Genomic DNA, 25,307 nt, shown 5'->3' on the forward strand with positions numbered 1-25,307 from the left:
GGGCCATGACCGAAGCGAGTGAGCAGCCGGGGAACCACCGGATCGAGAAGGACTCCATGGGGGAGGTGCGGGTCCCCGCCCACGCCAAGTGGCGGGCCCAGACCCAGCGGGCCGTGGAGAACTTCCCGCTGTCCGGGCTGCGGCTGGAGCGCGCCCACATCGCGGCCCTGGCCCGCATCAAGGCGGCGGCCGCCCGCGTGAACGCCGAGCTCGGCGTGCTGGACGCGGACCTCGCGCACGCGGTGCGGGAGGCGGCGGGCGAGGTGGCGGAGGGCCGCTGGGACGACCACTTCCCCGTCGACGTGTTCCAGACCGGGTCCGGCACCTCGTCCAACATGAACATGAACGAGGTGCTGGCCACGCTGGCGAGCGAGCGGCTGGGGCGGCCCGTCCACCCCAACGACCACGTGAACGCCTCCCAGTCGTCGAACGACGTCTTCCCCTCCTCCATCCACGTCGCGGCGACCGCGGCCGTGACCAAGGACCTGATCCCGGCACTGGAGCATCTGGCCATGTCGCTGGGGCGGAAATCGGCCGAGTTCGCGGACGTCGTCAAGTCGGGGCGTACGCATCTGATGGACGCCACACCGGTGACGCTCGGCCAGGAGTTCGGCGGCTACGCGGCGCAGGTGCGCCACGGCGTGGAGCGGCTGCGGGCGTCCCTGCCCCGCCTGGCCGAACTGCCGCTGGGCGGTACGGCGGTGGGCACCGGCATCAACACACCGCCCGGGTTCGCCGCCGCCGTCATCACCGAGGTCGCCCGGATCACCGGCCTGCCCCTGACGGAGGCGCGCGACCACTTCGAGGCCCAGGGCGCCCGGGACGCGCTCGTCGAGACCTCGGGGCAGCTCCGCACGATCGCCGTGTCCCTCACCAAGATCGCCAACGATCTGCGGTGGATGGCGTCCGGCCCGCGCACCGGCCTCGCCGAGATCAACCTCCCCGACCTCCAGCCCGGCTCGTCGATCATGCCGGGCAAGGTGAACCCGGTCGTCCCGGAAGCCGTCCTGATGGTGGCCGCGCAGGTCACCGGCAACGACACGACCGTGGCCGTGGCGGGCGCGGCCGGGAACTTCGAGCTGAACGTGATGCTCCCCGTCATGGCGAAGAACCTGCTGGAGTCCGTACGCCTCCTCGCGCGCGCGTCGCGGCTGCTGGCGGACCGCACGGTCGACGGGATCACCGCCAACGTCGAACGGGCGCGGGAGTACGCCGAGTCGTCGCCGTCCGTCGTCACGCCCCTCAACCGGTACATCGGCTACGAGGAGGCCGCCAAGGTGGCGAAGCGGTCGCTGGCCGAGCGCAAGACGATCCGCCAGGTGGTGCTGGAGTCGGGGTACGTGGAGCGCGGCGACCTCACCCTGGAGCAGCTCGACGAGGCCCTCGACGTGCTGCGGATGACCCGCCCGTGACCAGGCCGGACGGTGACCGGAGTCGCGGACGTACGGGCCGGGCCGCCCCTAAGATCTGCGCATGACAGCGGAGACGACAGGGGCAGGGACGGCAGCAGACCCAGGTACGGAACCGGCCGCGGGCGGCACCGCGCACCGCGACCCGCTCCCCCGCGCCGCGCAACCCGCGGGCCCGCCCGCGCCGGGCGACCGGACCCGGCGGGCGGTCCCGCACACGGGGCGCGGCGCAGGCGCCGTACGGGACACGGACGAAGCGGCGGCCAGGGACGCGGACGCCGTACGGCACGAGGACCGGGCGGCCTCCCGGGACGCGGACGCCGTCCCGGACGCGGGCGGCGCGGCGGAACGGCCCGCGGAGACCGGGCGCGGGGCGCGCACCGGCGAAGCAGGGCCGGGGCACGCGGGCCCGGGGGCATCCGCCGCGGCGGGGACGGCCACGGGGGCCGCCTCCGCCGCCGTGCCCTCCGCCTCGGCCCCGACGCCTGCCGCGGGGTCCTCCTCCACCGCGTCGTCGCCCCCGCCGGCTGCTCCACCGCGGCGGCCGCTTCCTCCGCGGGGTCACCGCCCGCGGCGGTGACGGCCCCTTCCCCGGCGCGGCTGCGGGCACGGCCGCCGCCGTAGGCGGGGCCGCCGCCGGTCGCGCGGAGCGGGAAGGCGTCGCGCGGTGGGCGCCCGGCGACCGGATCCTGTGGCGGTACCGCGACAACGGCGACGGGCACGTCCACATCTGCCGGCCCGTCACCGTCGTCCAGGACACCGCTGACCTGCTCGCCGTCTGGATGGCCCCCGGCACCGAGTGCGTCAAGCCCGTGCTGCTGGACGGCACCCCCGTGCACGAGGAGCCGCTCGCCACCCGGTACACCGCGCCCCGCACCACCACCCGGGCGCTCTGGACCGGAATGGGCGTCCTGAAGCTGGCGCGTCCGGAGGACCCGTGGTCCGTGTGGCTGTTCTGGGACCCCGACTGGGTGTTCCGGAGCTGGTACGTCAACCTGGAAGCGCCGCGCGTGCGGTGGTCCGGCGGGGTGGACTCCGAGGACCACTTCCTCGACATCTCCGTCTTCCCGGACCGCAGCTGGCTGTGGCGGGACGAGGACGAGTTCGCCCAGGCGCAGCGCACCGGCCTCATGGACGCCGAGCAGGCGGACCGGGTACGGGCCGCGGGCGCGGCAGCCGTGGCGGTGATCCGCGCCTGGGGCGCGCCCTTCGCGGACGGCTGGGAGCACTGGCGGCCCGACCCGGGCTGGTCCGTGCCGGAGCTGCCCGCCGACTGGGATCGCGCCCCGGCGCGCACGGCTCCATGAGACCCTTGATGCGCCCCTGGGGGGTAACCGTAGGATCGTCCTCCGCCGGGTACCCGCCGCCGCGCACCGCGGTCCGCTCCAGGAGCAACGACCGAGCACAGGACCCGAACTGACCGTTAGTCACCTACGAGGGGGTGGAGCCGTGCCCGAGGTGAGCACGGATCCGCCGTCCCTTGTACAGGGCGCCCCCGCAGCGGGTATAGCGCCTGACAGAGCGATCGCATCGCCCCACCGGCCCGGACGGACGGAATCCCACGCGTGACGGAGCAGCCCACCTCCCACGAAGGCCGGCAGCCGCTCGCTGCCCGGCCGCAGGAACGCACCCGGCCGCGGCGGGAGGCCCACGACACGGCCGAGGCCCCCGCCGCCCAGGCACCGCCGGCGCTGCCCGCGGCCCAGAGCCAGGACGAGGGCTCGCCCGCGCTGCCGTCTCAGAACCAGCGCGGCACCGAGGGCCGCCAGGCCGCCGCCGCCCGTGCCGCCGCGCAGGCCGGGCGCGGGTCCCGGCGCGGGGGCAGGCACGGTGCGCGGACCGGCACGGGTGGTCCCGGCCGCTCCGCAGACGCGCGCGCGGCGACGCAGGCCGGGCAGCCGGGCCAGCCGGGACTGACGGGGCAGGCCGGACTGACGGGCCAACCAGGACTGACGGGGCAGACGGGACTGACGGGTCAGCCGGGGCCGCCTGCCCCGCGCCGGCACACGAGCATCACGGGAACCGACACCAGCACCGACACCACCAGCACCAGCACCAGCCCCGAAGGTGCCTCCGGCCACGCGGACGCGGCCGCGCCGCAGGCCGGCGTCGGGTGCCCGGCACCGGACGGGCCCGTCGGCGGCCCCGCGACCGGCCCGCTGGTCGCCGCGGGCGGCGGGCAGGACGCGCACGGCACCACGGGCAGTGGTCCCGCCCCCGGTGCCGGGGCCGGCACCACGGCCGCGAGCGGACCGGCGGAGGGCACAACGGCCCCGGGCGGTGGGACGACCCCGCCCGGAGCCGCCGCCGCTCCCCGCCTCCCGCGCCGGGCGCCGCATCGAACGGGGCCGAGGGCACCGGGGCCGTACCGGCGGCGCGGCACGAGCCGGTGGGGACGGCGCGGCGCGAGGGCGACCGGCTGCGGTTCGTGGGGGCCGCCACCCGGCGGATCGCCCGCGGCCTCGACCTGGACGAGATCGTCCTCGGGCTGTGCCGGGCCACCGTCCCGACCTTCTCCGACGCGATCCTCGTCTACCTGCGCGACCCGCTGCCCGTGGGCGACGAGCGGCCCGTCGACCCGTTCGTGCTGCGGCTGCGCCGCACGGACAGGCTGCGGTTAACAGAAGAGGACTCCGCCTCGGACCTGGGCCTGCTCACGTCCGGGCCGGTCGTGGCGCCCGACGCCGGCGAGCCGAGCCCGGCCGCCGAGCTGTGCGAGGTGCAGCCGGGCGGCCCCCTCGCCGAGGTGCTGCGCGGGGTGCGGCCGGTGTTCGGCGACTCCGCGGGCGCCCGTGCCGCGCTGCCCGAACTGCTCGGCGAGGGCAGGACCGTACCGTCCGGGCACCGGGCCGTCCTGGCACCGCTGCGCGGGCGGCGCCGCGTGATCGGCGCGGCGGTGTTCCTGCGGGGTTCCGACACTCCGCCGTTCGAGCAGAACGACCTGCTGGTGGCGGCGCAGTTGGCGACGCACACGGCGCTCGGCATCGACAAGGCCGTGCTGTACGGGCGGGAGGCGTACATCGCGGACGAGCTCCAGCGGACCATGCTGCCGGAGAACCTGCCGCAGCCGACCGGTGTGAAGCTGGCGTCCCGCTACCTCCCGGCCGCCGAGACGGCCCGCGTGGGGGGCGACTGGTACGACGCGATCCCGCTGCCCGGCAGCAGGGTCGCCCTCGTCGTGGGCGATGTCATGGGCCACTCCATGACGTCGGCGGCCATCATGGGGCAGCTGCGGACGACCGCGCAGACCCTCGCGGGGCTCGACCTGCCGCCGCAGGAGGTGCTGCACCACCTGGACGAGCAGGCGCAGCGGCTGGGCGAGAACCGCATGGCGACCTGCCTGTACGCGGTGTACGACCCGGTCGCGCACCGCATCACGATCGCCAACGCGGGCCACCCGCCGCCGGTCCTGCTGCACCTGGGCGGCCGTGCGGAGGTCCTGCGCGTGCCGCCGGGCGCGCCGATCGGGGTCGGCGGTGTGGACTTCGAGGCGGTGGAGCTGGACGCGCCCGCCGGGGCGACCCTGCTCCTCTACACCGACGGGCTCGTCGAGTCGCGGCTGCGGGACGTGTGGGCCGGGATAGAGCTGCTGCGGGAGCGGCTGGCGGCGACCGCCCAGCTGACCGGACCCGACCACTCGCCCCCGCTGGAGGCGCTGTGCGACGACGTGCTGGACATGCTGGGCCCGGGCGACCGGGACGACGACATCGCGCTGCTGGCGGCGCGGTTCGACGGCATCGCGCCGAGCGATGTGGCGTACTGGTTCCTGGAGCCGGAGGACGCCGCCCCGGGCCGGGCCCGGCGGCTGGCCCGCAAGGCGCTGACGCGATGGGGTCTGGAGGACCTGACGGACTCGGTGGAGCTGCTGGTCAGCGAGGTCGTGACGAACGCGGTGCGGTACGCGACGCGGCCGGTCACGCTGCGGCTGCTGCGGACGGACGTGCTGCGCTGCGAGGTCGGTGACGACTCGCCGCAGCTGCCCCGGCAGCGCCGGGCGCGGGACACCGACGAGGGCGGGCGCGGTCTGTTCCTGGTGAACCGGCTGGCCCGCCGGTGGGGCGCCACGCGGCTGTCGACGGGCAAGGTGGTGTGGTTCGAGCTGCCGACCCCGGCGTGAGGCCGCTGCCGCCCGCATGACGCCGTACGGCCGGGGGCTTCCCGCAGCCGTGCTCCGCGCGGTCCGGGTTTCGCCTCCGGCGGCCCCGTACGGCGCCGAGGGGTGACTGCGAGGGCGTACGCAGCGGCCGGCTCCCCAGGTGATCGTGGGGAGCCGGCCGCTGCGCGTCTGTCCGGTGGCCGTTACGAGCCGGGCGGCTGGAACGGGCGGGTGTCGCCCTGGCCGGTGATCGTGCCCGGGTCCGTACCGGTGTCGCCGCCGTCGCCCGGGGAGCCCGTGGGGTTCGGGGAGCTGGTCGGGGTGTCGACCGGCGGGGGCACGCTGGGGCTCGTCGGCGGCTTCGGCGGGTTCGGCGGGCGGCTGAAGGCCGGCGAGGACGACGACGGCTCGGACGGCTCGCGGGACGGCCCGGTGTCCTCGCTTTCGGACGGCGACGTGGACACGCTCGGCGAGGAGCTCGGCGAGGCGTCCCCGTCGGGCAGCGGGTCCCGCCGCGGGCTCTCGATGAGGTCGAGGTCGAACTCGGCGTCGGAGCCGCCGCCGAGGGCGTCGCGGGTGTAGTCGGCCCAGATCCGGGCGGGGAAGCCGCCGCCGTTGGCGCGGCCGGAGTTCGCCGTGCCCGTCAGCGTCACCTGCCGGCCCTTCTCGGCGTCCTCGCCGAACAGCGCCACGGCGGTGACGAGTTCGGGGGTGTAGCCGACGAACCAGGCGGCCTTGTTGTTCTCCGAGGTGCCGGTCTTGCCGGCGGCGTCGTACGCGGAGGTGTTCGCGGCTTGACCCGAGCCCGCGTCGACGACGCCGGTCAGCACCGAGGTGACGGTGTCGGCGCTCTTGCGGCTGATGGCCTGCGGGCCCACCGGGTCGGGCAGCTCCACCGTGCGGTCCTTGTGCTCGACGGACTTCACGATCGTCGGCGTGACCTTCTTGCCGTGGTTGTCGAGCGTGGCGTACACCCCGGCCATGTCCCACGTGGAGGCGCCCATGGTGCCCAGCGACATGGCGGGCCGCTCCACGAACCCGTCGCCGTCCTTCATGCCGAGGGCGAGGGCGGTCTCCTTCACCTTGGCGGGGCCGACGTCCACGATCATCTGCGCGAAGGCGGAGTTGATCGACTTGTTCATGGCCTGCTGGACGGTCACGGGGCCCCAGCTGCGGTCGTCCTCGTTCTGCGGGTTGAACGGGGTGTCGCTGCCCTCCACGGGGCGCCTGCTGGTCCCGTCGTAGACGGTGTTGACGCCGATGCGGCGCCCGTCCTGGGTCTCCGAGCCGTTCTCCAGGGCGGAGGCGAACACGAGGGGCTTGAAGGTGGAGGCGGGCTGGTAGTCGCGGCGGGTCGCGTTGGACAGCCAGTGCTCGGTGGCGCCGACGCCGCCGTACAGGGCGACGACGTGGCCGGTCTTCGGGTCCACGGAGGTGGCACCGGCCTGGACGGTGGCGTCCACCTCGTCGCCCTTGCGGTCGAGCTTGCTCTCCAGCTGGTCCTCGACGGCCTCGACGAGCTCGTCCTGCCGCTTCTTGTCGACGGTGAGGGTGATCGTCCACCCGCCGGCGTTGATGTCCTCCTCGGAGACGCCCGCCCGCATCAGCTCCTGGTTGGCGGCTTCCACGAGGTACCCGGTCTGGCCCTCCATGCCGGGCGCGGCCTTGGGCTTCTGCGGTTCGGGGAAGGTCAGCCCGGCGCGCTCGGCCGCGTCGAGCCACTGCTTCTCGACCATGTTGTCCAGGACGTAGTCCCAGCGCTCCCGCACGAGCTTGCGGCCGGTGGGGGTCGCCGTGGACCAGTCGTACTGGTTGGGGGCCTGGAGCAGCGAGGCGAGGTAGGCGCCCTGCGGGATGGTCAGTTCGCTCGCGTCGACGCCGTAGTAGGCCTGCGCTGCGGCCTGGATGCCGTAGGCGCCGCGGCCGAAGTAGCTGGTGTTGAGGTAGCCGGCGAGGATCTCGTCCTTGCTGCTGCGCTGGTCCACCTTGAGGGCGATGACCAGTTCCTTGAGCTTGCGGGTGACGGTCTGGCTCTGGTCGAGGTAGTAGTTCTTGACGTACTGCTGGGTGATGGTGGAGCCGCCTTGGCGGCCGTTGCCGGTGACCGTGTTGAAGACGGCGCGGCCGGTGCCCATGACGTCGACGCCCGCGTCCGTGTAGAAGGTCTTGTTCTCGGCGGCGACGAACGCCTTCTCGACCGGGTCGGGGATCTTGTCCAGCCCGATGATGGAGCGGTTGTACTCGCCCTTGCGGGCCAGCAGCGTGCCGTCGGCGTAGCGGTAGACGTTGCTCTGGAGGGTGGCCGTCGCGTTCGCCGCGGGGACGGGCACCATCAGGTACACGAGGTAGAGGCCGCCCATGGCGAGCAGGGCGCCCACGAGGAAGGTGCCCAGCAGCTTCCGCCAGGTGAACAGGCGGCGTATGCGGCCGCCTTCCGTGCCTTCCCGGCGCGACCCGCGCTGCCGGGACCGTCGCGCATCCGCTCGGCCCATGGCTCCGTTGCTCCGCTCTTCGTCTCTTCGGCTCTCTGCTGACGTCTTCGTTCGGTCTCACACCGCCGGATCGGCTCAGCAAGCTAACCCGTCACAGGCGACATAGACCAATGGATCCGGCCTTATCGGAACGTGACAATGAGCACCCGTCCCACAAGGAACCGACTCACGGGGGCTGCGGAAGGTTGCCGCGCACGATAAAGTGCTATCACTTTGCTAAGACCAAGCAATCAGACCAGTGCACCGGCAGACCACTGCAGAACCGGGGGGCCCTCCATGTCCGCGTCCACACCGTCCACGGCACCGTCCACACCGTCCACACCGCCCGCGTCCCTCTCCGCACCGTCCGCGGCCGCCCCGGCACCGGGGTCCGGGTCCGCGCCCGTCCCGGCGGCCGCGCCGGAGGTACGGGAGTTCACCGCCTACAGCGCGGGCGGCGGCCCCGCCCTGCTCGCCGGGCTGCTCGGCGTCCTCGCCGGCGGCTCCCTGGTCGCCGCAGGCGCCGTCGCCGACGGCACCGCCCCCGGCATCCGCGGGACGCTGGTGGTCCTGGGCGTCCTCACCGCGCTGGCCGCACTCCTGGCCATGACCGGGCTCAACATGGTGGCGCCCGGCGAGGCGCGGGTCGTCCAGCTCTTCGGCCGCTACCGGGGGACGGTGCGCAGCGACGGCCTGCGGTGGGTGAACCCGTTCTCCACGCGGACGGCGATCTCCACCCGGGTCCGCAACCACGAGACCGCCGTCCTGAAGGTCAACGACGCCTACGGCAACCCGATCGAGCTGGCGGCGGTCGTGGTCTGGCGGGTGGAGGACACCGCGCAGGCGCTGTTCGAGGTGGACGACTACGAGCGCTTCGTCTCCACGCAGACGGAGGCCGCGGTCCGGCGCATCGCGATCGAGTACCCGTACGACGCGCACGACGAGGACGGGCTGTCCCTGCGCGGCAACGCCGAGGAGATCACGGAGAAGCTGGCGGAGGAGCTGTACACGCGGGTGCAGGCGGCGGGCGTCCGCATCGTCGAGTCCCGGTTCACGCACCTCGCGTACGCTCCGGAGATCGCCTCCGCCATGCTGCAGCGCCAGCAGGCCGCCGCGATGGTGGCCGCGCGCCAGAAGATCGTGGAGGGTGCGGTCGGTATGGTCGAGGCGGCGCTCGACCGGATCACCGAGCGCGACATTGTCGACCTGGACCCGGAGCGGAAGGCAGCGATGGTCTCCAACTTGATGGTGGTGCTGTGCGGCGACCGCTCCGCGCAGCCGGTCCTCAACACGGGCAGCCTCTACCAGTGACCGCCCGCCGCGAGCGGAAGCAGGTCCTCCTGCGCCTCGACCCGGCGGTGTACGAGGCGCTGGCGCGCTGGGCCGCGGACGAACTGCGCAGCGCGAACTCGCAGATCGAGTTCCTGCTGCGGCGCGCGCTCGCGGACGCGGGCCGCCTGCCGTCCGCGCCGGCGCCGCTGCCCCGGCGGGGCGGCCCCCGAAGCAGCCTCCCGCCGAGCAGCAGCGCCCGGAGGACGGCTAGCGGATGCCCGCTCGCCCGCTTGTGCAGGGCACCCTCCCGTACGGGGCGGGCCGGGGTCCCCGACCGGCCGCCACGCGCCGGGTGGACGGGCCGGCGGGAACCATGGGGCCGGGGTGCGCGTGGTGGAGGATGTGAACGGGAGTACGAGGGGCGGCCGCGGCTGGGGACCGGACGCGCGGGGGCGCTCGGCGTGGACACGGGGACGGGTGGCCGCGGTGGCGGCCGCGCTGGCGGCGTGGCTCCTCGTCTTCCACGCGACGGTCCCCGACCTGCCGGGGCGGCCGGGCAGCCTGCTGGAGACGTTCCTGCCCTGGCTGGCCCTCGCCGTGCCCCTGCTGCTGGCGGTGGGCCTGCTGCGCCGTTCCGCGACCGCGCTGCTGGCCGCGCTCCTGCCGGCGGTCGCCTGGCTCGCGCACTTCGGCCACCTGCTCCCGCTGCCCGGCAGCGCGCCGCAGGACCCGGCGGCCCTGACGGTGGTGCAGCACAACGCCGCGGACGACAACCCCGACCCGGCGGGCACCGCCCGCACCTTGCTGGCCGCGGACGCCGGGATCGTGGCGCTGCAGGAGGTCGTCCCCGCCACGCGGCCCGCCTATGACGCCGCCTTCGCGGAGCGCTACCCCCACTCGGCGGTGCTCGGCACGGTCGGCCTGTGGTCGGCGTACCCGCTGACCGACGTACGGGCGCTGGACATCCGGCCGCACGGGATCGGCCGGGACTGGCAGCGCGGGATGCGGGCCACGGCCGCCACCCCGCACGGCGAGGTCGCCGTCTACGTGGTGCACCTGCCGTCCCTGCGGCTGACGCCCAAGAGCGGCTTCGGATCGGCCCGCCGCGACGAGAGCGCCGCCCTGCTCGGAGCGGTGCTCGCGGCCGAGCGCCTGGACCGGGTCGTGCTGCTCGGCGACCTGAACGGCACGGTCGACGACCGGGGCCTGGCGCCGCTCACCACCCGGCTGGACGCCCCCGCTTCGGGCCTGGCGTTCAGCTGGCCGGCGTCGCTCCCGCTGGCCCGCATCGACCACGTACTGGCCCGGCGGGCCGAGGTGACCCGGGTCTGGACCCTCCCGGCCACGGGCTCCGACCACCTGCCGGTCGCCGCCTCCGTGACCTTCTGACGGCCTGCCCGGCACCACGCCGCACCGCCCCACCCGGTGCCCGGCCGCCTCACCACCCCACCGCCCTGGTCCCGCCGCGCTGCGCAGCGGCCGCTGGCCGCCCACGGCCGGACCTCGCCGCCGGCCCCGCAGGCCGGCCCCCGCTTCCGCAACCCGGGCCCCGCCGCGCTGCGCACCGGGGAGCCGTGCGGCCCCGCGGCCCTATGCCCTCCCGTCCCGGACGACCTCCACCGGCAGGCCCGCCAGGGCGCCCCGCAGGGCGTGGGCCAGTTCGGCGAACTCCGCCGCGCGGGCCGCGCCCGTCCGCATGGCCAGCGCGATGCGCCGCGACGGCGCCGGATGGGCGAAGTACCCCGTGGCGAGCCGCGGGTTGCGGCCCGTCTCGACCGTGACGGCGGTGCGCGGGAGCAGGGTCACTCCCATGCCGCCCGCCACGAGCTGGACCAGGGTCGCCAGCCCCGCCGCGGTCGTGGTGACCGCGGCCCCGTCGGTGCGGCCCGCCTCGCGGCACACGTCCAGGGCCTGGTCGCGCAGGCAGTGGCCCTCGTCGAGCAGCAGCAGGTCCAGCTCGCGCAGCACGTCGCGCGGGATGCCGGTGCGCCCGCCGAGCGGATGGTCGTCGGGGGTGACCAGGACGAAGTCCTCGTCGAAGAGCGGCAGTTCGGTGAGGCCCGGCACGCCCAGGGGAACGGCCAGCAGCAGGAGGTCGAGCCGCCCTCCGGCGAGGCCCTCCAGCAGCGAGTGCGTCTGCTCCTCGTGGACCTGGAGGTCCAGCTCCGGATAGCGGTCGTGCACGAGCCGCAGCACGGTCGGCAGCAGGTAGGGCGCGACGGTCGGGATGACGCCGAGCCGCAGCACGCCCGTGAAGGGCGCCCGGGCTGCCTCGGCCTCCTCCATGAGCTCGCCGACCGCGTCCAGCACGGCCTTGGCGCGCACGGCCAGCCGCTCCCCCGCCGGCGACAGCAGCACCTTCCGCGTCGTACGCTCAAGGAGCTGGACACCGAGTGCCTCTTCGAGTGCCGAAACCGCGCCCGACAGTGCCGGCTGGCTCATCCCCAGCGCCGCGGCCGCGTCCCGGAAGTGCAGGTGCTCGGCCACTGCCGCGAACGCCCTGAGCTGGGCCAGGCTCGGCTGTTTTCCCTTGTGCGGGCTTTTCGGCATCGCCACCACTGATAACCACCTTCGATCAACACGCCCCAGTCTAGCTATTTCACTGATCAATGCACGCCGTGCCATATTGGCCAGCGTCCAACCCCCCGCGGATGCCCCCACAAGGGACATCCTCAGCACTAGGAGAGCGTGTGCTCACTGTCGGTGACCAGTTCCCCACGTACGACCTGACCGCCTGCGTGTCGCTGGAGAGCGGCAAGGAGTTCGCGCAGATCGACCACAAGTCCTACGAGGGCAAGTGGCGCGTGGTCTTCTTCTGGCCGAAGGACTTCACCTTCGTCTGCCCGACCGAGATCGCCGCGTTCGGCAAGCTGAACGACGAGTTCGCGGACCGCGACGCCCAGCTCCTCGGCGTCTCCGGCGACTCCGAGTTCGTGCACCACGCCTGGCGCAAGGACCACGCCGACCTGCGCGACCTGCCCTTCCCGATGCTGGCCGACGCCAAGCACGAGCTGATGCGCGACTGCGGTGTCGAGGGCGAGGACGGCTACGCCCAGCGCGCCGTCTTCATCGTCGACCCGAACAACGAGATCCAGTTCGCCATGGTGACCGCCGGCTCCGTCGGCCGTAACCCGAAGGAGGTCCTGCGGGTCCTGGACGCCCTGCAGACCGACGAGCTGTGCCCGTGCAACTGGAGCAAGGGCGATGAGACCCTGGACCCGGTCAAGCTGCTGTCCGGCGAGTGACCGAGCCGTTCGAGAGCACCGAGCACCGAGAGACGAGTGATCTGAGATGTCCCTGGACGCCCTGAAGTCGGCCATACCGGACTACGCGAAGGACCTGAGGCTCAACCTCGGTTCCGTCATCGGCAACAGCGACCTGCCGCAGCAGCAGCTGTGGGGCACCGTCCTGGCCTGCGCGATCGCCTCGCGCTCGGCGAAGGTGCTCGCGGAGCTGGAGCCCGAGGCCCGGGAGAACCTCAAGCCGGAGGCGTACGACGCCGCCAAGGCCGCCGCCGCGGTCATGGCGATGAACAACGTCTTCTACCGGACGCGCCACCTGCTGTCCGACCCGGAGTACGGCACCATGCGCGCCGGCCTGCGGATGAACGTCATCGGCAACCCGGGCGTCGAGAAGGTCGACTTCGAGCTGTGGTCGCTCGCGGTGTCCGCGATCAACGGCTGCGGCCAGTGCCTCGACTCGCACGAGCAGGTGCTGCGGAAGGCCGGCGTGGACCGCGAGACGGTCCAGGAGGCGTTCAAGATCGCCGCGGTGATCCAGGCGGTCGGCGCGACGCTGGACGCCGAGGCCGTCCTCGCCCCGTAAGCCCCGCGCGCACGGTGTGCACCGCGCGCACCCTGTGAAGGGCCCCGCCGGCCACCTGCGCCGGCGGGGCCCTTCACACGTCCGGGTGGTTCTACCCGACGCCCCGGAGACGTGCCATCAGCGCCTTCGCGTCCTCGACCATGAACTCCTTGATCCCCTCCATGGCCGTGGTGTCGACGTCGTCCGGGGCCTCGCCCGCGTCGTTCCAGAAGGTGGGCGAGATCCAGATCCGCAGGGTCGCCTGCCCGTCGAGGACGCGCAGCACGGCCCCGCCGGGCGGGGAGGCGAACAGGGCCCGCTCCCCGAGGCCGGCGACCGGTTCCCCGTCCATTCCGCTGCCCCACCACGAGCCGATCCCGTACGCGTCGAACTCGACGCCCGGGTCGGCGGCCTTGTGCAGTCGGTATTCCACCTGCACCGAGTAGAGGCCCGGGTCGCCGCCGAGCTGCACCTCGCACATCACCTGGTCGACCGCCTCGTGGTGGCGGTCGGGTCCCGGTGTGTCGTCGGACCTCGGCCCCAGGGCCGTCTCCAGCGCCTTCAGTCCGGCGGCCTCGCACAGGTCGTCCACCGTCCGGTACCCGCCCAGGTCGACCCCGCGGCTCTGGTAGGCGTAGAGGCCGCCGGCCCACAGGGCCGAGGCGGCGACCGCGCCGCCCAGCGCCCACAGCCAGGGGCGGCGGCCGCGCGGCGCCCCGGGCCGCGCCGCGGGCGGGGCGTCGCTGTCGACGAGGTCGCCGCCCTGGCCCGGGGGTCTGCCGTCCTCGTCGACCAGTTCCGGTTCGGATATCACGGGGACTCCTTCCTGAGGTCCGGTCGTGCCGGGACGAGGGCGCGCAGCGCTGTCTGCTCCTCGCTGTACGCGCGCAGGTAGCCCACCACCGTGTTGGTGACCGCCACCAGCGGCACGGCGACCACCGCGCCGCCGATGCCCGCCACGAGTCCGCCCGCCGCGACGGTCAGCACGACGGCCAGCGGGTGCACGCGCACCGCGCGGCCGAGGATGAACGGCTGCAGCACGTGCCCTTCGATCTGCTGCACGGCGAGCACCACCACCAGCACCATGAGGGAGGTGAACACCCCGTTCGTCACCAGCGCCACCACGACGGCGAGCGCGCCGGAGATGACCGCTCCGACGAGCGGGATGAAGGCGAAGAGGAAGATGAAGACGGCGAGGGGGACGGCCATCGGCACGTCGAGGAAGTAGAGGCCGAGGCCGATGAACACCGCGTCGATGAGCGCCACGATCACCGTGCCCCGTACGTACGCGGTGAGGGTGCGCCAGGCCCGCGGGCCCGCGCCGGCGACACCCGGGCGCGCCTGGGCCGGGACCAGCTTCAGCGACCACTCCCACACCTTCCTGCCGTCGTAGAGGAGGAAGAGGGTGGAGAACATCGCGAGGAGGATCCCGGTCAGCACCTCGACCATCACCGTCACGCCCTGGAGTCCGGCGGAGGTGATCTGCTCGGTGTTGGTGCCGATGGCGTCCTGGAGGTTCTTCGCGATGTCGTTGATCTGGCTCTCGGTCACGTGGAAGGGGCTGTTGAGCAGCCAGGTCTTCAGTTCCTCGATGCCGTCGCGCACCCGCGCGGACAGGTTGTCGAGGTTGTCCATGACCTGCCACACCACGAACCAGCCGACCAGCCCCATGATGACGAAGCCGAGGACGGCGGTGACGGCGGTGGCGAGCCCGCGCGGCAGTCCGAGCGCCTTCAGACGGGCCACCGGGGGCTGGAGCAGCGCGGTGATCAGCAGGGCGGCGACGAAGGCGAGGACGACGAGCTGCACCGTCCTGATGACCTGCATCAGCACCCACAGCGTGCCGGCCAGGACCAGCAGCCGCCAGCCGGCCTCGGCGGCGACGCGCATGCCCCACGGGACCGCGTCGGCGGGTTCCGGCCGGGCGGCGACGGCGGGGGCGTACGCGGGCGGGGCCGGCACGTGCTGCGGCAGGGCGCCCTTCCCGGCGCCCTCGGGGTCGTCCCCTCCGGAACGCTCCGGTCCACCGGGCCGCGCGGGCGGCTGTGATGCGGCGGTCCCGCCCGGCACGTTGTGCGCCTCCGCGTCGGCGTCGGCGCGGGCCTCGGCCTCGACCTCCGCCTCCGCGTCGGCCTCCGCGCGGGCGCGGCGCTCGGCCAGCCGCTGGGCGGCGCCGCTCAGACCGGCGCCCAGCCGGTCGAGCCACCCTGGCAGTCTCGACATGCCTCTCTCTTTCCCCCTGCCACTCCTTCCGGAGTTCCGGTCCGGAGTTCCGACCACCCGACGTTACACGCGCGGAGCCCCCCACCGTAGGACGGTGGGGGGCTCCGCGAAGTTGAGCGGCGCTCAGTACCAGTGGTTGGCCTGCCAGAAGGACCAGGCGCCGCAGGGGCTGCCGTAGCGGTCGTTCATGTAGTTCAGGCCCCACTTGATCTGGGTGGCCGGGTTCGTCTGCCAGTCGGCGCCCGCGGAAGCCATCTTCGAGCCCGGGAGGGCCTGCACCAGGCCGTAGGCGCCGGAGGACGGGTTGACCGCGCGGTAGTTCCAGGTGGACTCGCGCTGCACGATGTTGCTGAAGCACTGGAACTGGTCGCCGGGGATCATCTGGCGGGCCATGGCCTGCACCTCGGCCACCGTGTACGAGGACTGGGCGGCGAAGCTGGACGCGTCGCGCGCGGCGGAGCGGCTGGCGCGCTCCTTCTCCTCGCGCTCCCGCTGCTCCTTCTCCTTGCGCTCCTCCTCGGCCTTGTCGGCCGCGGCCTTCTTCGCCTTGGCGTCCTCCGCGGCCTGGAGGCGGGCGGCTTCCTCGGCCTGCTTCTGGGCGTCCGTATGGGCGGCGATGGCCTGGGCCTCGGCCTGCTGCTGGAGCGAGGCGACCTGCACCTGGGCCTGCTGACCGGCGGGGATGTCCGCCAGGAGCGTCGCGTCCGCGGCGGTCGCCTCGAAGTTGTCGTTCGACGGGGCGGGGTTGCCCGCGGCGACACCGACGACGGCGCCGACTGTGGTGACCGCGGTGGCCGACGCCACCGCGAATCCCCGGACCGAGATCCGGCTCACACGGTTTCCTTCCAGCATCGCCCGCACAGGTGACCTCGCGGGCGCGATCGTGCCCCTGGCGCTGGTCCCCCCATTCACTGGGTCACAAGGGACACGGGCCCGGTGGGCAACTCCCCTGCGAGGAGTGCCGCGTGGTGCTCGGGCGGCATACGGCGGGCGTCTGTGGAGTTGTACCGGGTACAGCAGTGCCGTATGCGGGGCCTGACGGAAGCAAGACTCTGCCGGAAGACGATGACGCAAGGCAATTCTTCGTTGCGTGGGAAAGCTCACACCTCTTTCGTCACAGGAGTTTTGGCCGATCGACTCCCGCACAGCGCGCCGCCCGGCTAAGCTCTCGCGCTTTGCCGGGCGGCACCAAGTGAGCTTCCAGGCTTATGCCTTGGATAGCGTCAAACCACCCCGTCCTCCAGCATTTCGGTCACCAGGGCGGCGATCTGCGACCGCTCGGAGCGGGTCAGCGTGACGTGCGCGAACAGCGGATGCCCCTTCAGCTTCTCGACGACGGCGACGACTCCGTCGTAGCGGCCGACGCGCAGATTGTCCCGTTGCGCCACGTCATGCGTGAGAACCACCCGGGAATTGGCCCCGATCCGGGACAGAACAGTCAGCAGGACGTTGCGTTCGAGCGACTGGGCCTCATCGACGATGACGAACGCGTCGTGCAGGGACCGGCCCCGGATGTGCGTCAGCGGCAGCACCTCCAGCATGTTCCGGCTGAGCACCTCCTCGATGACCTCGCGGGACGTCACCGCGGACAGCGTGTCGAACACCGCCTGCGCCCACGGGTTCATCTTCTCGGCCTCGGTGCCCGGCAGGTAGCCGAGCTCCTGGCCGCCCACCGCGTACAGCGGCCGGAACACCATGACCTTCTGGTGCTGGCGGCGCTCCAGCACGGCTTCGAGGCCCGCGCACAGCGCGAGCGCGGACTTGCCCGTGCCGGCCCGGCCGCCCAGAGAGACGATGCCGACGTCCGGGTCGAGCAGCAGGTCGAGCGCGATGCGCTGCTCGGCGCTGCGCCCCCGGATGCCGAACGCCTCGCGGTCGCCGCGCACCAGCCGCACGGTCCCGTCGGCGGTGACGCGGCCGAGGGCCTTGCCCCGCTCGGACTGCAGCACCAGCCCGGTGTGCACGGGCATCCCCGCGGCCTCCGGCACGTCCAGCGTCTCGTCCGCGTACAGCCGGTCGATGTCCTCGCCCGACACGGACACGTCGCACATCCCGGTCCAGCCGGAGTCGGTGATGGCGAGCTCGGCGCGGTACTCCTCGGCGAGGAGCCCCACGGAGGACGCCTTGATGCGCAGCGGCAGGTCCTTGGAGACGACGGTGACGTCGTACCCCTCGGCCTGGAGATTGCGCGCGACCGCCAGGATCCGCGAGTCGTTGTCGCCGAGGCGGTAGCCGGCCGGGAGGATGCCGGGGTCCGAGTGGTTGAGCTCCACCCGGAGGGTGCCGCCCAGGTCCCCCACCGTGATCGGGGCGTCGAGGCGGCCGTACCGGACGCGCAGGTCGTCCAGCAGGCGCAGCGCCTGCCGGGCGAAGTAGCCGAGCTCCGGGTGGTGCCTCTTCGCTTCCAGTTCCGTCACCACGACGATGGGGAGCACGACCTCGTGCTCCTCGAAGCGCGTCATGGCGTTGGGGTCGGCCAGCAGGACGCTGGTGTCGAGAACGTAGGTGCGCCGGTCGTTCAGGCGGCGCTTAGTGCTGTTCACCACGGAAGGACAGACCCCCTCTTAGTAGAGGACTGCGACGGCGTCGCGGGGGGATGGACCGGGAGCAGGCCGTTGGCTCGTCGTCCTGGCGCGCAAGGGACCTCCCGGGCGAGCGGGTTCCGTACCGCTCACTACTTGTCAGGGGTATGCCCCTGATCGCCGCTGACCATGCGGTCCGCCCCATGGCATATGACACATGTTCAGCTGGGCGACCGGCCCGCGCGGCGGGATCCGCGGTCGGGTCCGAGGCGGGATGTGCGGCCGGGGCCGGGGGCGAGGGGGGACCTGCGGCCGGTCCCGGGGAGCGGGGTGGAGCCTGCGGCCGGGCCCGAGGGGATCCGCGGTCGGCACGAGGCGGGATGTGCGGCCAGGCCCGGGGGCGAGGTGGGGCCTTCGGCCGGGGGATCCGCGGTCGAGTCCGAGGCCGGGCCCGAGGCGGGAGCCGAGGCGGGAGCCGAGACGCGTGCCCAGGCGGGAGCCGCGGTCGAGCCCGAGGGGGTTGCGTGGGGGGATGCGCACGGTCGGCCCGCTACAGGGCCTCGCGGGGCCGTCCCGCACCGCAGCCCGTTACGGGGCCGCGCGGGGCCGTCCGCGCCGCAGGGCGTGCCTGCCGCCGGAGGAGCGGGCGGCAGGGGCCGTCAGGTGCCGTAGCGGCGGTGGCGGGCCGCGTAGTCGCGCAGGGCCCGCAGGAAGTCGACCTTCCGGAACGCGGGCCAGTGGACCTCGCAGAAGTAGTACTCCGAATGGGCGCTCTGCCACAGCATGAAGCCGGAGAGCCGCTGCTCGCCGCTCGTGCGGATCACCAGGTCGGGGTCGGGCTGGCCCCTGGTGTACAGGTGCTCCGCGATCAGGTCGGTGTCGACGACCTCCGCGAGCTCCTCGAAGCTCGTGCCCTTCTCGGCGTGCTCCAGCAGGAGCGACCGGACCGCGTCCGCGATCTCCTGGCGGCCGCCGTAGCCGACGGCGACGTTGACCAGTATCCCGTCGAGGTGGCGGGTGGACTCCTCCGCCTCCTTCAGCACGGCCTGGGTGTGCGCCGGCAGGCAGTCCGGGGTGCCCACGTGGTGGACGCGCCAGCGGCCGTCCGCCGCGATGTCCCGCACCGCTCCCTCGATGATGCCGAGCAGCGGCTTCAACTGCTCCTCGGGGCGGTTCAGGTTGTCCGTGGACAGCATCCAGAGCGTGACGACCTCGACGTCCGTCTCGGTGCACCAGCCGAGCAGCTCCATGATCTTGCTGGCGCCCGCCTTGTGGCCCTGCTCCGGGGTGCCGCCGGACGCCTTGGCCCAGCGCCGGTTGCCGTCGAGGATGACGCCGATGTGCTTGGGCACCTGGGTGTGGTCGAGGCGGCCTTCCACGCGGCGTGCGTAGAGCCTGTACACCAGGTCGCGCAAGTTCACCGATCTCACCTCTCGATTGGGGGCCTGAAGGGGCCTGACTGCCATGTAGGGCCCGCACCAGCCGGCCGTCCCCCGGAGACGGCCACATTACTGCGCCCGGCAGGCGGCGACCCAACCCGGTATGTCACAAGTCCGTGATAGGGAGAAAGGCATGGCTGAATCCCCGTTCTCCCCCCATTACAGTGCCGCGCCGGGCCGGTACGACTCCATGGAGTACCGCCGCACCGGCCGCAGCGGCCTCAAGCTGCCGGCGATCTCGCTGGGCCTCTGGCACAACTTCGGCGACGACCGCACGCTCGCCTCGCAGCGCGCGATCCTGCGCCGCGCGTTCGACTTGGGCGTCACCCATTTCGACCTGGCGAACAACTACGGTCCGCCCCCCGGGTCCGCCGAGCTGAACTTCGGCAAGATCTTCGCCCAGGACTTCCGCCCTTACCGCGACGAGATGATCGTCTCCACCAAGGCGGGCTACCTGATGCACCCCGGCCCGTACGGCGAGTGGGGTTCCCGCAAGTACCTGCTGTCGTCGCTGGACGCCTCGCTGACGCGGATGGGCCTGGACTACGTCGACATCTTCTACTCCCACCGCTTCGACCCGCACACCCCGCTGGAGGAGACGATGGGCGCCCTGGCGTCCGCCGTGCAGCAGGGGAAGGCGCTCTACGTCGGCGTGTCGTCGTACAGCAGCGAGCAGACCGCGGAGGCGGCCCGCCTGCTGCGCGAGATGGGCGTGCCGGCCCTGATCCACCAGCCGTCCTACTCCATGATCAACCGCTGGACGGAGGAGGACTCCCTGCTGGACACCCTGGAGGCGGAGGGCATGGGCTGCATCTCCTTCGCGCCGCTGGCGCAGGGGATGCTCACGGACCGGTACCTGAAGGGCGTCCCCGAGGGGTCGCGTGCCGCGCAGGGCAAGTCCCTGGACCCGAACCTGCTGTCCGAGGAGGTGCTGCGGCGGCTGCACGGGCTGAACGGCATCGCGGAGCGGCGCGGCCAGTCCCTCGCGCAGCTGGCGCTGACGTGGGTGCTGCGCGACGAGCGGATGACCTCCGCGCTGATCGGCGCGTCCAGCGTGCGGCAGCTGGAGCAGAACGTGGCGGCGCTCGGCGGTCCGCCGCTGACCGACGCGGAGCTGGAGGAGATCGACACCTTCGCCGTCGACACGGCGGGCGTCAACATCTGGGCCGCCCGGAACTGACCGCTGCGGCGGGCGCCGGAACCGGCCCGCAAAAAACGGGCCGGTCCGTGGGGGGGATACGGACCGGCCCGAGGGGGGGTTTCCACCATAACCCTTCGTAAGTGGTGCTGGGCGCCACGACATGCCACCACTACGCTCCGAAAGCGCACGACTGCGCTGCGGACACGGCAGGTGCGGGGGTCCGGCGCCTGCGGGGTGTCCTCCCCAGGAGGGACCCGACGCGCGCGGCGCCCGGTTGACGCCCTTCCGGGGCGGCGGACAGGCCCGCCGACGGCTCAGGGGAGCGCGGTGAGGTACATCCCGGAGGTTCCGTCCCCGGGCGTGTTGCGGCAGGTGTGGTGGGCGGTGGGCGCGGCGGCGTAGGCCAGTTCCAGGCAGCGCCCCTGACCGAGCTGCCCGTAGTAGTTGGGGTGCATGGACTGCTGCACGGGGCCCTGCGTGCCGTCGCTGTCGATCCACCGGGCCCATTCGCTGGCGGTGGCGGACGGCGGCTGCGCCGCGGTCACGAGCCGGCTGGCGGTGGCGCACACCTCGCGGCCCTGCAGCATGTCGCGCAGGTCGAGGAACTGGACGCCCTTGGCGGTGGCGACACCGCGCAGCCGGTCGGCGATCTGCGGGACCAGGGAGTCGCGGGCCCAGTCGGCGTCCTTGTCCCAGAAGGGGCAGCCGCCGGTGTGCACCCGGGACCAGCCGCTCTCGCTGTACCGGTTCTCGCGGCCGCGGGGGATGGGCGAGGGGTACGACTGGAGCACGATCCGGTAGTCGCCCGTCCGGTAGCCCGCGGCGCCCATCACGGCCCGGATCTCGTCCACGGCCTTGCCGACATCCGCCATGACCGCGTCGATGCGCCGGTCCACGAGGACCTGCTGGTCGTCGTGGCAGTACGAGTACCAGACGATGTAGTCGGTGGCGCACTTCCCGATGATGGAGGCGAAGCCCAGGTCGTTGCCGCCGATGGAGAGGGCGATGGCCTTGACGTCGTACGTGGCGGCGACGGCGGCGAGCTGGTCGGCCTGCGGTGCCTCGCCCTTGTAGGAGGTGCCGCCGCTCGCGGCGCGGAAGACGTTTCCGGTGGTGGCGCCGGAGCAGGCGAGGTTGACGAGGGCCTGGGCTCCCGTGCCGGCGGCGCTCCGCACCTCGGCGGAGTCGGAGCGGTGGCAGCCGTTGAGGGCCGTCTCGCCGTAGACCCGGGTGGGGTCGTACGTGCTGCCGGTCCAGGCGCGGTCGGTGCCGTCGCGGCTGCCGGTGTCGGTGAGGCTGTTGCCGCGCCACCGGCCGGCCTCTCCGGAGATGTAGCTGTCCCCCATGGAGACGATGGCGGTGGGCCCGCTGCCCGCCTCGGCCGCGGCGGGCGGCGCGCCGACGAGGGTGAGGCCGAGGAGCCCGGCGGTGAGCGCCGACATCAGCGCGGTACGGGCCCTGCGGGCGGTGCGGGCGGTGCGGGCGCTCCGGGCGCTCCGGGCCGGGTGGGGGGTGGGGGCCGGGTGGGCGGTGCTGGTCGGGCGGGCGGTGCGGAATCCGGACACGGCGAACTCCATCGTTCGGCCATACCAGGGGCAGGGGTTCGAGACAGGTGCGGAGCTGCCCGTGGACGTGTGGCACATGGGTGAGGGGAAAGCCGCCGGCCGGTGGCAACCGGGAATCTGGCATGCGCCGCGTTGTTACCGCTAGGTAGCTGCTGATCTCTTTTCGGTCACGTGACCAATCCGTTTTCCGCAACGCCGAGCAGCGAAATCCGGTCGCGTACGGCGGTGCGCGCTCCGGGCCGGCCGGGTCCGCGGGGGGCCTCGGGGGCCCGCAGGGACCTTTTTCCCAAGCTGCCGCGCCGACACGGCCGTACGCTCGGCGGTGTGCTGAGACTGGAGCGCCTGCGCGCCGAACACGCCCCGGCCGTGCTGGCCTTCGAGCAGGAGAACCGCGCGTACTTCGCCCGGTCGATCCCGGACCGCGGCGACGCGTACTTCGCGGAGTTCGCGTCCCGGCACCGCGCGCTGCTGGCGGAGCAGGAAGCCGGCGTGTGCCACTTCCACCTCGTCGTGGAGGACGGCGTGCTGCTGGGCCGCCTGAACCTGGTGGACGTGGCGGACGGCTCCGCCGAGCTGGGCTACCGGGTGGGCGAACGGGGGGCGGGCCGGGGCGTGGCGACGGCGGCGGTACGCGAAGCGTGCGGCCTGGCGTCGGCGTCGTACGGCCTGGCGTCACTGCGGGCCCTGACGACCCGCGACAACGCGGCGTCGATGCGGGTTCTGGAACGCAACGGGTTCACGCCGGTGGCGGAGACGTGGATCGACGACCGGCCGGCGCTGCGGTGGCGCCGCGACCTCGCGGGCGGCGTGCGCGCGTGACGTGGGCGCCGGTCCGCCGCCCTCATGCCCCCACCGCCCGGCCCCCGGCCCGCGCGGTGCGTCGGCAACCACGCCAAGGCGACTGCCCGCGCCGGAGGGCATCCGGCGCGGGCAGTGAGCGGGACGACGCAGCAGATCAGCCCGTGATCGTCCGCGATTCCACGCCGACGTTGCCGCCGGCCTGCTTGGTGATGTAGGCGTTCGTCTTGTACTTCGCGCCCTTGATACGCCGGCTGTCACAGGTCCAGGTCTTGGTCTGGAGCGCGGAGAACGTCTCCACCTTCGCGCTCTTGCAGATGCTGACGTTGCCGTTGATGTAGCGGAACGACGTCACCTGGGTCTTCTGCGTCCGGTCGATCAGGTTGCGGACCTGGTGCCGGTGCTTGATCGTCGTGGAGTTGTGCGTGATGACGCAGCTTCGCTGCTGGAAGTTCTCCACCTGCTTCCACGCGGTGCAGTAGGTGGCCGCCTGCGCAGGGCCGGCACCGAACGCAACCATCCCGGATGCCGCTACGACGCCAGCCAGCGCGACACGCACGAATTTCATAGATTTCCCCCTCGTTCTCCACAATTGGTCATGTAGCTCGCAAAAGGATCGTACGCCGCATACGGGATGTCAACGACCCCACCGCGTCAGACCGTTGAGCCGCCGGAGGCCGCCAGCGCGCCGAGCAGCAGGCCGGTCGCCGCGCCGGCGATCATGAAGGGACCGAAGGGGATGGCGGTCTTGCGGCCGGCGCGGCGCAGGGCGATCAGCCCGAGGCCGTACATGGCGCCCAGCAGGAACCCGGCGAAGGCGCCGACGAACAGCACGTCCCACCCGTACCAGCCGAGCGCGACGCCCAGCGGCAGCGCGAGCTTCACGTCGCCGAAGCCCAGGCCGTTCGGGTTGACCAGGAACAGCACGAGGTACGCGCCGCCCAGCACCAGCCCGCCGAGCAGCGCCGTCTTCCAGGACCCGGCGTGCCCCGGCAGCAGCGCCACGCCGCCGAGCAGCACGGGCACCGCGGCGGCGAGCGGAAGGGTCAGGTGGTCGGGGAGCCGGTGCACCCGCACGTCGACGGTCGCGAGCAGCACCAGCAGCGGGGCGGCCGACAGCCACACCGCCAACTCGGGGCGCGGCCCCGTCGCCCAGGCGAGCGCGGCGCAGCCCGACGCGGTGACGACCGGCACCGCCCAGGCGCGGCGCGGCGCCGGTCCGGCGGGCGCGGCCGTCGCCGTACAGGTCGCGCAGTGGACCGGGCCCAGCCAGCCGCGCAGCCCGGCCGCGAAGGCGTGGCCGGACTCGCAGGCCCGGCGCCAGGGCTCCTCGGGCTCGACGGAGAGCCGGTAGGCGGCGCGCCGGACGAGGAGTCCGGTGGCGGCTCCCCACAGGGCGGCGGCGATCAGGACGGCGTACACCCGGACGACCTTAGAAGACCAGGGCCCAGGGGTCATGGGCCCGTGGGCCCAACGGAACGCCCAAACGGGGCGCCCGGCGGAACGCCCGGCGCAACATCCAGTGGAACGCCCCGCAGGGCCCGAACCCCTAGAGTGCGGGCCATGACGACGACACGGCGCCGCCCGAAGTGGCGGAACGGCACGGGATCCCTGACCGCGCCCGAGGCGGCCGGGATCCCGCTGGAGATCGCCGCGAGCTACGCGCGGCGCGCCCGCGGCCTGCTGGGCCGTGCCGGCCTGGAGGGGGCGCTGCTGATCACGCCGTGCGCGAGCGTGCACACGTTCCGGATGCGCTTCACCATCGACGTGGCGTACCTGGACCGGGACCTGAACGTCCTGGCGGTCCGCACGATGAGGCCCGGCCGCCTCGGCCTGCCCCGCCTGCGCGCCCGGTCGGTGCTGGAGGCGGAGGCTGGCGCGATGGAGCGGTGGGGCATACGGCCGGGTACGCGGCTGTCCGTTCACCCCTGAGGCGGGCCCCACGAACCCTTCACAGCGGGGTCTCCCACTCGACGATCTCCCGGTCGGCGACGACGGCCATCAGCACGAGCGGCGCCTTCTCGTCGCAGTGCTTGACGGAGACCCCCACCCACCGCGCCGCCCCACCGGGCCCGGCCGGCACGGGGCCCCACACGGTCAGGTCCCCGTAGTTGTCGACATCGCTCAGCGCTTCGAGTACGGGCGGCATCGGCTCGCAGGGCAGGGGCTGGAACATCACCGGCCGCATGACGACGGTGCGGGGCGCGCCCCAGCGCCGGGTGAGCGCGGCGACAAGGCTCATGGCGTTCAGGTCGCCGCCGTCGACCACGTCGTGCCACTCCTCGTAGGAGACGCCGTAGAGGGACCTGCTCTCCCAGAGCGGGGCCAGCACGAAGCCCTCGCCTCTGGTTCTCACCCACTCCCCGGTGTACGGGTCGTACTCCAGCTCCGTGGGACCGCCGCCGCGCAGGGGCTCGGCGAGCAACGCGTCGAGGTCCACGACGGCCCGTCCACGGTTGAAGGTGTCGTGCTGGTGGGTCACGGCATGCTCCTGTTCGTCCATCCAGGCGAGGACCCGGCCGACGCTTTCCCATATGCGGATGCGAACCATCAAGGCACCCATCCAC

The 25,307-nt window shown here is 73.2% G+C and carries 21 protein-coding genes and 1 pseudogene; 11 read left to right on the top strand and 11 right to left on the bottom strand.

Features of this window, described 5'->3' with window-relative positions; translation table 11 throughout:
- Positions 1-5: 5 nt before the first annotated feature.
- From L6E17_RS08645 to L6E17_RS08655, 3 genes are all read left to right on the top strand, one after another.
- Positions 6-1,412, top strand: coding sequence for an aspartate ammonia-lyase (locus tag L6E17_RS08645; protein ID WP_236240156.1), 1,407 nt, complete (start codon positions 6-8; stop codon positions 1,410-1,412).
- Positions 1,413-2,095: 683 nt separating this feature from the next.
- Complete coding sequence (locus L6E17_RS08650) at positions 2,096-2,716, top strand: DUF402 domain-containing protein (protein WP_236240410.1); 621 nt, start codon at positions 2,096-2,098, stop codon at positions 2,714-2,716.
- An 806-nt stretch (positions 2,717-3,522) separates the two neighbouring features.
- The gene (locus L6E17_RS08655) at positions 3,523-5,526 is read left to right on the top strand and encodes a SpoIIE family protein phosphatase (RefSeq protein WP_308315847.1); all 2,004 of its coding nucleotides are present in this window, start codon (positions 3,523-3,525) and stop codon (positions 5,524-5,526) included.
- 182 nt (positions 5,527-5,708) lie between these two features.
- Here the strand turns inward: L6E17_RS08655 and L6E17_RS08660 are convergent, their stop codons facing one another.
- Positions 5,709-7,997 (bottom strand): transglycosylase domain-containing protein, encoded by a 2,289-nt coding sequence (locus L6E17_RS08660; protein WP_236240158.1) that lies wholly within the window; start codon positions 7,995-7,997, stop codon positions 5,709-5,711.
- Between the two features lie 276 nt (positions 7,998-8,273).
- Here L6E17_RS08660 and L6E17_RS08665 point away from each other — a divergent pair, with 276 nt between their 5' ends.
- From L6E17_RS08665 to L6E17_RS08675, 3 genes and pseudogenes are all read left to right on the top strand, one after another.
- Complete coding sequence (locus L6E17_RS08665) at positions 8,274-9,287, top strand: SPFH domain-containing protein (RefSeq protein ID WP_236240159.1); 1,014 nt, start codon at positions 8,274-8,276, stop codon at positions 9,285-9,287.
- Positions 9,233-9,493 (top strand): annotated as a pseudogene (locus L6E17_RS30900) (hypothetical protein); the annotation flags it as partial. The gene L6E17_RS08665 and the pseudogene L6E17_RS30900, both read left to right, overlap by 55 nt.
- A gap of 232 nt (positions 9,494-9,725) precedes the next feature.
- On the top strand, positions 9,726-10,637 hold the full coding sequence (locus L6E17_RS08675; RefSeq protein ID WP_236240160.1) for an endonuclease/exonuclease/phosphatase family protein: 912 nt from the start codon (positions 9,726-9,728) through the stop codon (positions 10,635-10,637).
- A 201-nt stretch (positions 10,638-10,838) separates the two neighbouring features.
- Here the strand turns inward: L6E17_RS08675 and L6E17_RS08680 are convergent, their stop codons facing one another.
- A complete protein-coding gene (locus L6E17_RS08680) occupies positions 10,839-11,798 on the bottom strand; it encodes a hydrogen peroxide-inducible genes activator (protein ID WP_236240411.1) in 960 nt (319 codons plus the stop codon).
- A gap of 140 nt (positions 11,799-11,938) precedes the next feature.
- Here L6E17_RS08680 and L6E17_RS08685 point away from each other — a divergent pair, with 140 nt between their 5' ends.
- Together L6E17_RS08685 and L6E17_RS08690 are read left to right on the top strand one after the other, a co-directional pair.
- Positions 11,939-12,493, top strand: coding sequence for a peroxiredoxin (locus L6E17_RS08685; protein WP_236240161.1), 555 nt, complete (start codon positions 11,939-11,941; stop codon positions 12,491-12,493).
- A 46-nt stretch (positions 12,494-12,539) separates the two neighbouring features.
- Positions 12,540-13,073: an alkyl hydroperoxide reductase gene (locus L6E17_RS08690; protein WP_071263736.1), complete on the top strand. Its 534-nt coding sequence runs from the start codon at positions 12,540-12,542 to the stop codon at positions 13,071-13,073.
- 91 nt (positions 13,074-13,164) lie between these two features.
- On the opposite strand, the gene L6E17_RS08695 is transcribed toward L6E17_RS08690, so the two are convergent.
- The 5 genes from L6E17_RS08695 to L6E17_RS08715 all read right to left on the bottom strand — a co-directional run bounded on the left by L6E17_RS08695 (position 13,165) and on the right by L6E17_RS08715 (position 19,218).
- The gene (locus tag L6E17_RS08695) at positions 13,165-13,866 is read right to left on the bottom strand and encodes a hypothetical protein (protein WP_236240162.1); all 702 of its coding nucleotides are present in this window, start codon (positions 13,864-13,866) and stop codon (positions 13,165-13,167) included.
- Complete coding sequence (locus tag L6E17_RS08700; RefSeq protein WP_236240163.1) at positions 13,863-15,275, bottom strand: AI-2E family transporter; 1,413 nt, start codon at positions 15,273-15,275, stop codon at positions 13,863-13,865. Before L6E17_RS08700 ends, L6E17_RS08695 begins: the two co-directional genes overlap by 4 nt.
- A gap of 123 nt (positions 15,276-15,398) precedes the next feature.
- Positions 15,399-16,127, bottom strand: a complete 729-nt coding sequence (locus tag L6E17_RS08705) for a transglycosylase SLT domain-containing protein (RefSeq protein WP_236240164.1) — start codon at positions 16,125-16,127, stop codon at positions 15,399-15,401.
- Positions 16,128-16,498: 371 nt separating this feature from the next.
- On the bottom strand, positions 16,499-17,821 hold the full coding sequence (locus L6E17_RS08710; protein ID WP_236240165.1) for a PhoH family protein: 1,323 nt from the start codon (positions 17,819-17,821) through the stop codon (positions 16,499-16,501).
- Positions 17,822-18,456: 635 nt separating this feature from the next.
- Positions 18,457-19,218 (bottom strand): isoprenyl transferase, encoded by a 762-nt coding sequence (locus L6E17_RS08715; protein ID WP_236240166.1) that lies wholly within the window; start codon positions 19,216-19,218, stop codon positions 18,457-18,459.
- Positions 19,219-19,369: 151 nt separating this feature from the next.
- Between L6E17_RS08715 and mgrA the strand changes: the two genes are divergently transcribed.
- On the top strand, positions 19,370-20,416 hold the full coding sequence (gene mgrA / locus L6E17_RS08720; protein ID WP_236240167.1) for an L-glyceraldehyde 3-phosphate reductase: 1,047 nt from the start codon (positions 19,370-19,372) through the stop codon (positions 20,414-20,416).
- A 275-nt stretch (positions 20,417-20,691) separates the two neighbouring features.
- Here mgrA and L6E17_RS08725 read toward each other — a convergent pair whose 3' ends face one another.
- On the bottom strand, positions 20,692-21,954 hold the full coding sequence (locus L6E17_RS08725; RefSeq protein WP_236240168.1) for a GDSL-type esterase/lipase family protein: 1,263 nt from the start codon (positions 21,952-21,954) through the stop codon (positions 20,692-20,694).
- A 312-nt stretch (positions 21,955-22,266) separates the two neighbouring features.
- Here L6E17_RS08725 and L6E17_RS08730 point away from each other — a divergent pair, with 312 nt between their 5' ends.
- Positions 22,267-22,761, top strand: a complete 495-nt coding sequence (locus tag L6E17_RS08730) for a GNAT family N-acetyltransferase (protein ID WP_236240169.1) — start codon at positions 22,267-22,269, stop codon at positions 22,759-22,761.
- 136 nt (positions 22,762-22,897) lie between these two features.
- Here L6E17_RS08730 and L6E17_RS08735 read toward each other — a convergent pair whose 3' ends face one another.
- Both L6E17_RS08735 and L6E17_RS08740 read right to left on the bottom strand, forming a co-directional pair.
- Positions 22,898-23,260, bottom strand: coding sequence for a hypothetical protein (locus tag L6E17_RS08735; RefSeq protein WP_236240170.1), 363 nt, complete (start codon positions 23,258-23,260; stop codon positions 22,898-22,900).
- A gap of 134 nt (positions 23,261-23,394) precedes the next feature.
- The gene (locus L6E17_RS08740) at positions 23,395-24,198 is read right to left on the bottom strand and encodes an A24 family peptidase (protein WP_268984893.1); all 804 of its coding nucleotides are present in this window, start codon (positions 24,196-24,198) and stop codon (positions 23,395-23,397) included.
- Positions 24,199-24,303: 105 nt separating this feature from the next.
- On the opposite strand from L6E17_RS08740, the gene L6E17_RS08745 reads away from it, so the two are divergent.
- Positions 24,304-24,672 (top strand): DUF192 domain-containing protein, encoded by a 369-nt coding sequence (locus L6E17_RS08745; protein WP_236240171.1) that lies wholly within the window; start codon positions 24,304-24,306, stop codon positions 24,670-24,672.
- A 19-nt stretch (positions 24,673-24,691) separates the two neighbouring features.
- Here the strand turns inward: L6E17_RS08745 and L6E17_RS08750 are convergent, their stop codons facing one another.
- The gene (locus L6E17_RS08750) at positions 24,692-25,222 is read right to left on the bottom strand and encodes a hypothetical protein (protein WP_236240172.1); all 531 of its coding nucleotides are present in this window, start codon (positions 25,220-25,222) and stop codon (positions 24,692-24,694) included.
- Positions 25,223-25,307: the final 85 nt, after the last annotated feature.

The sequence above is a fragment of the Streptomyces sp. CC228A genome (assembly GCF_021390935.1).
Taxonomy (GTDB): Bacteria; Actinomycetota; Actinomycetes; order Streptomycetales; family Streptomycetaceae; genus Streptomyces.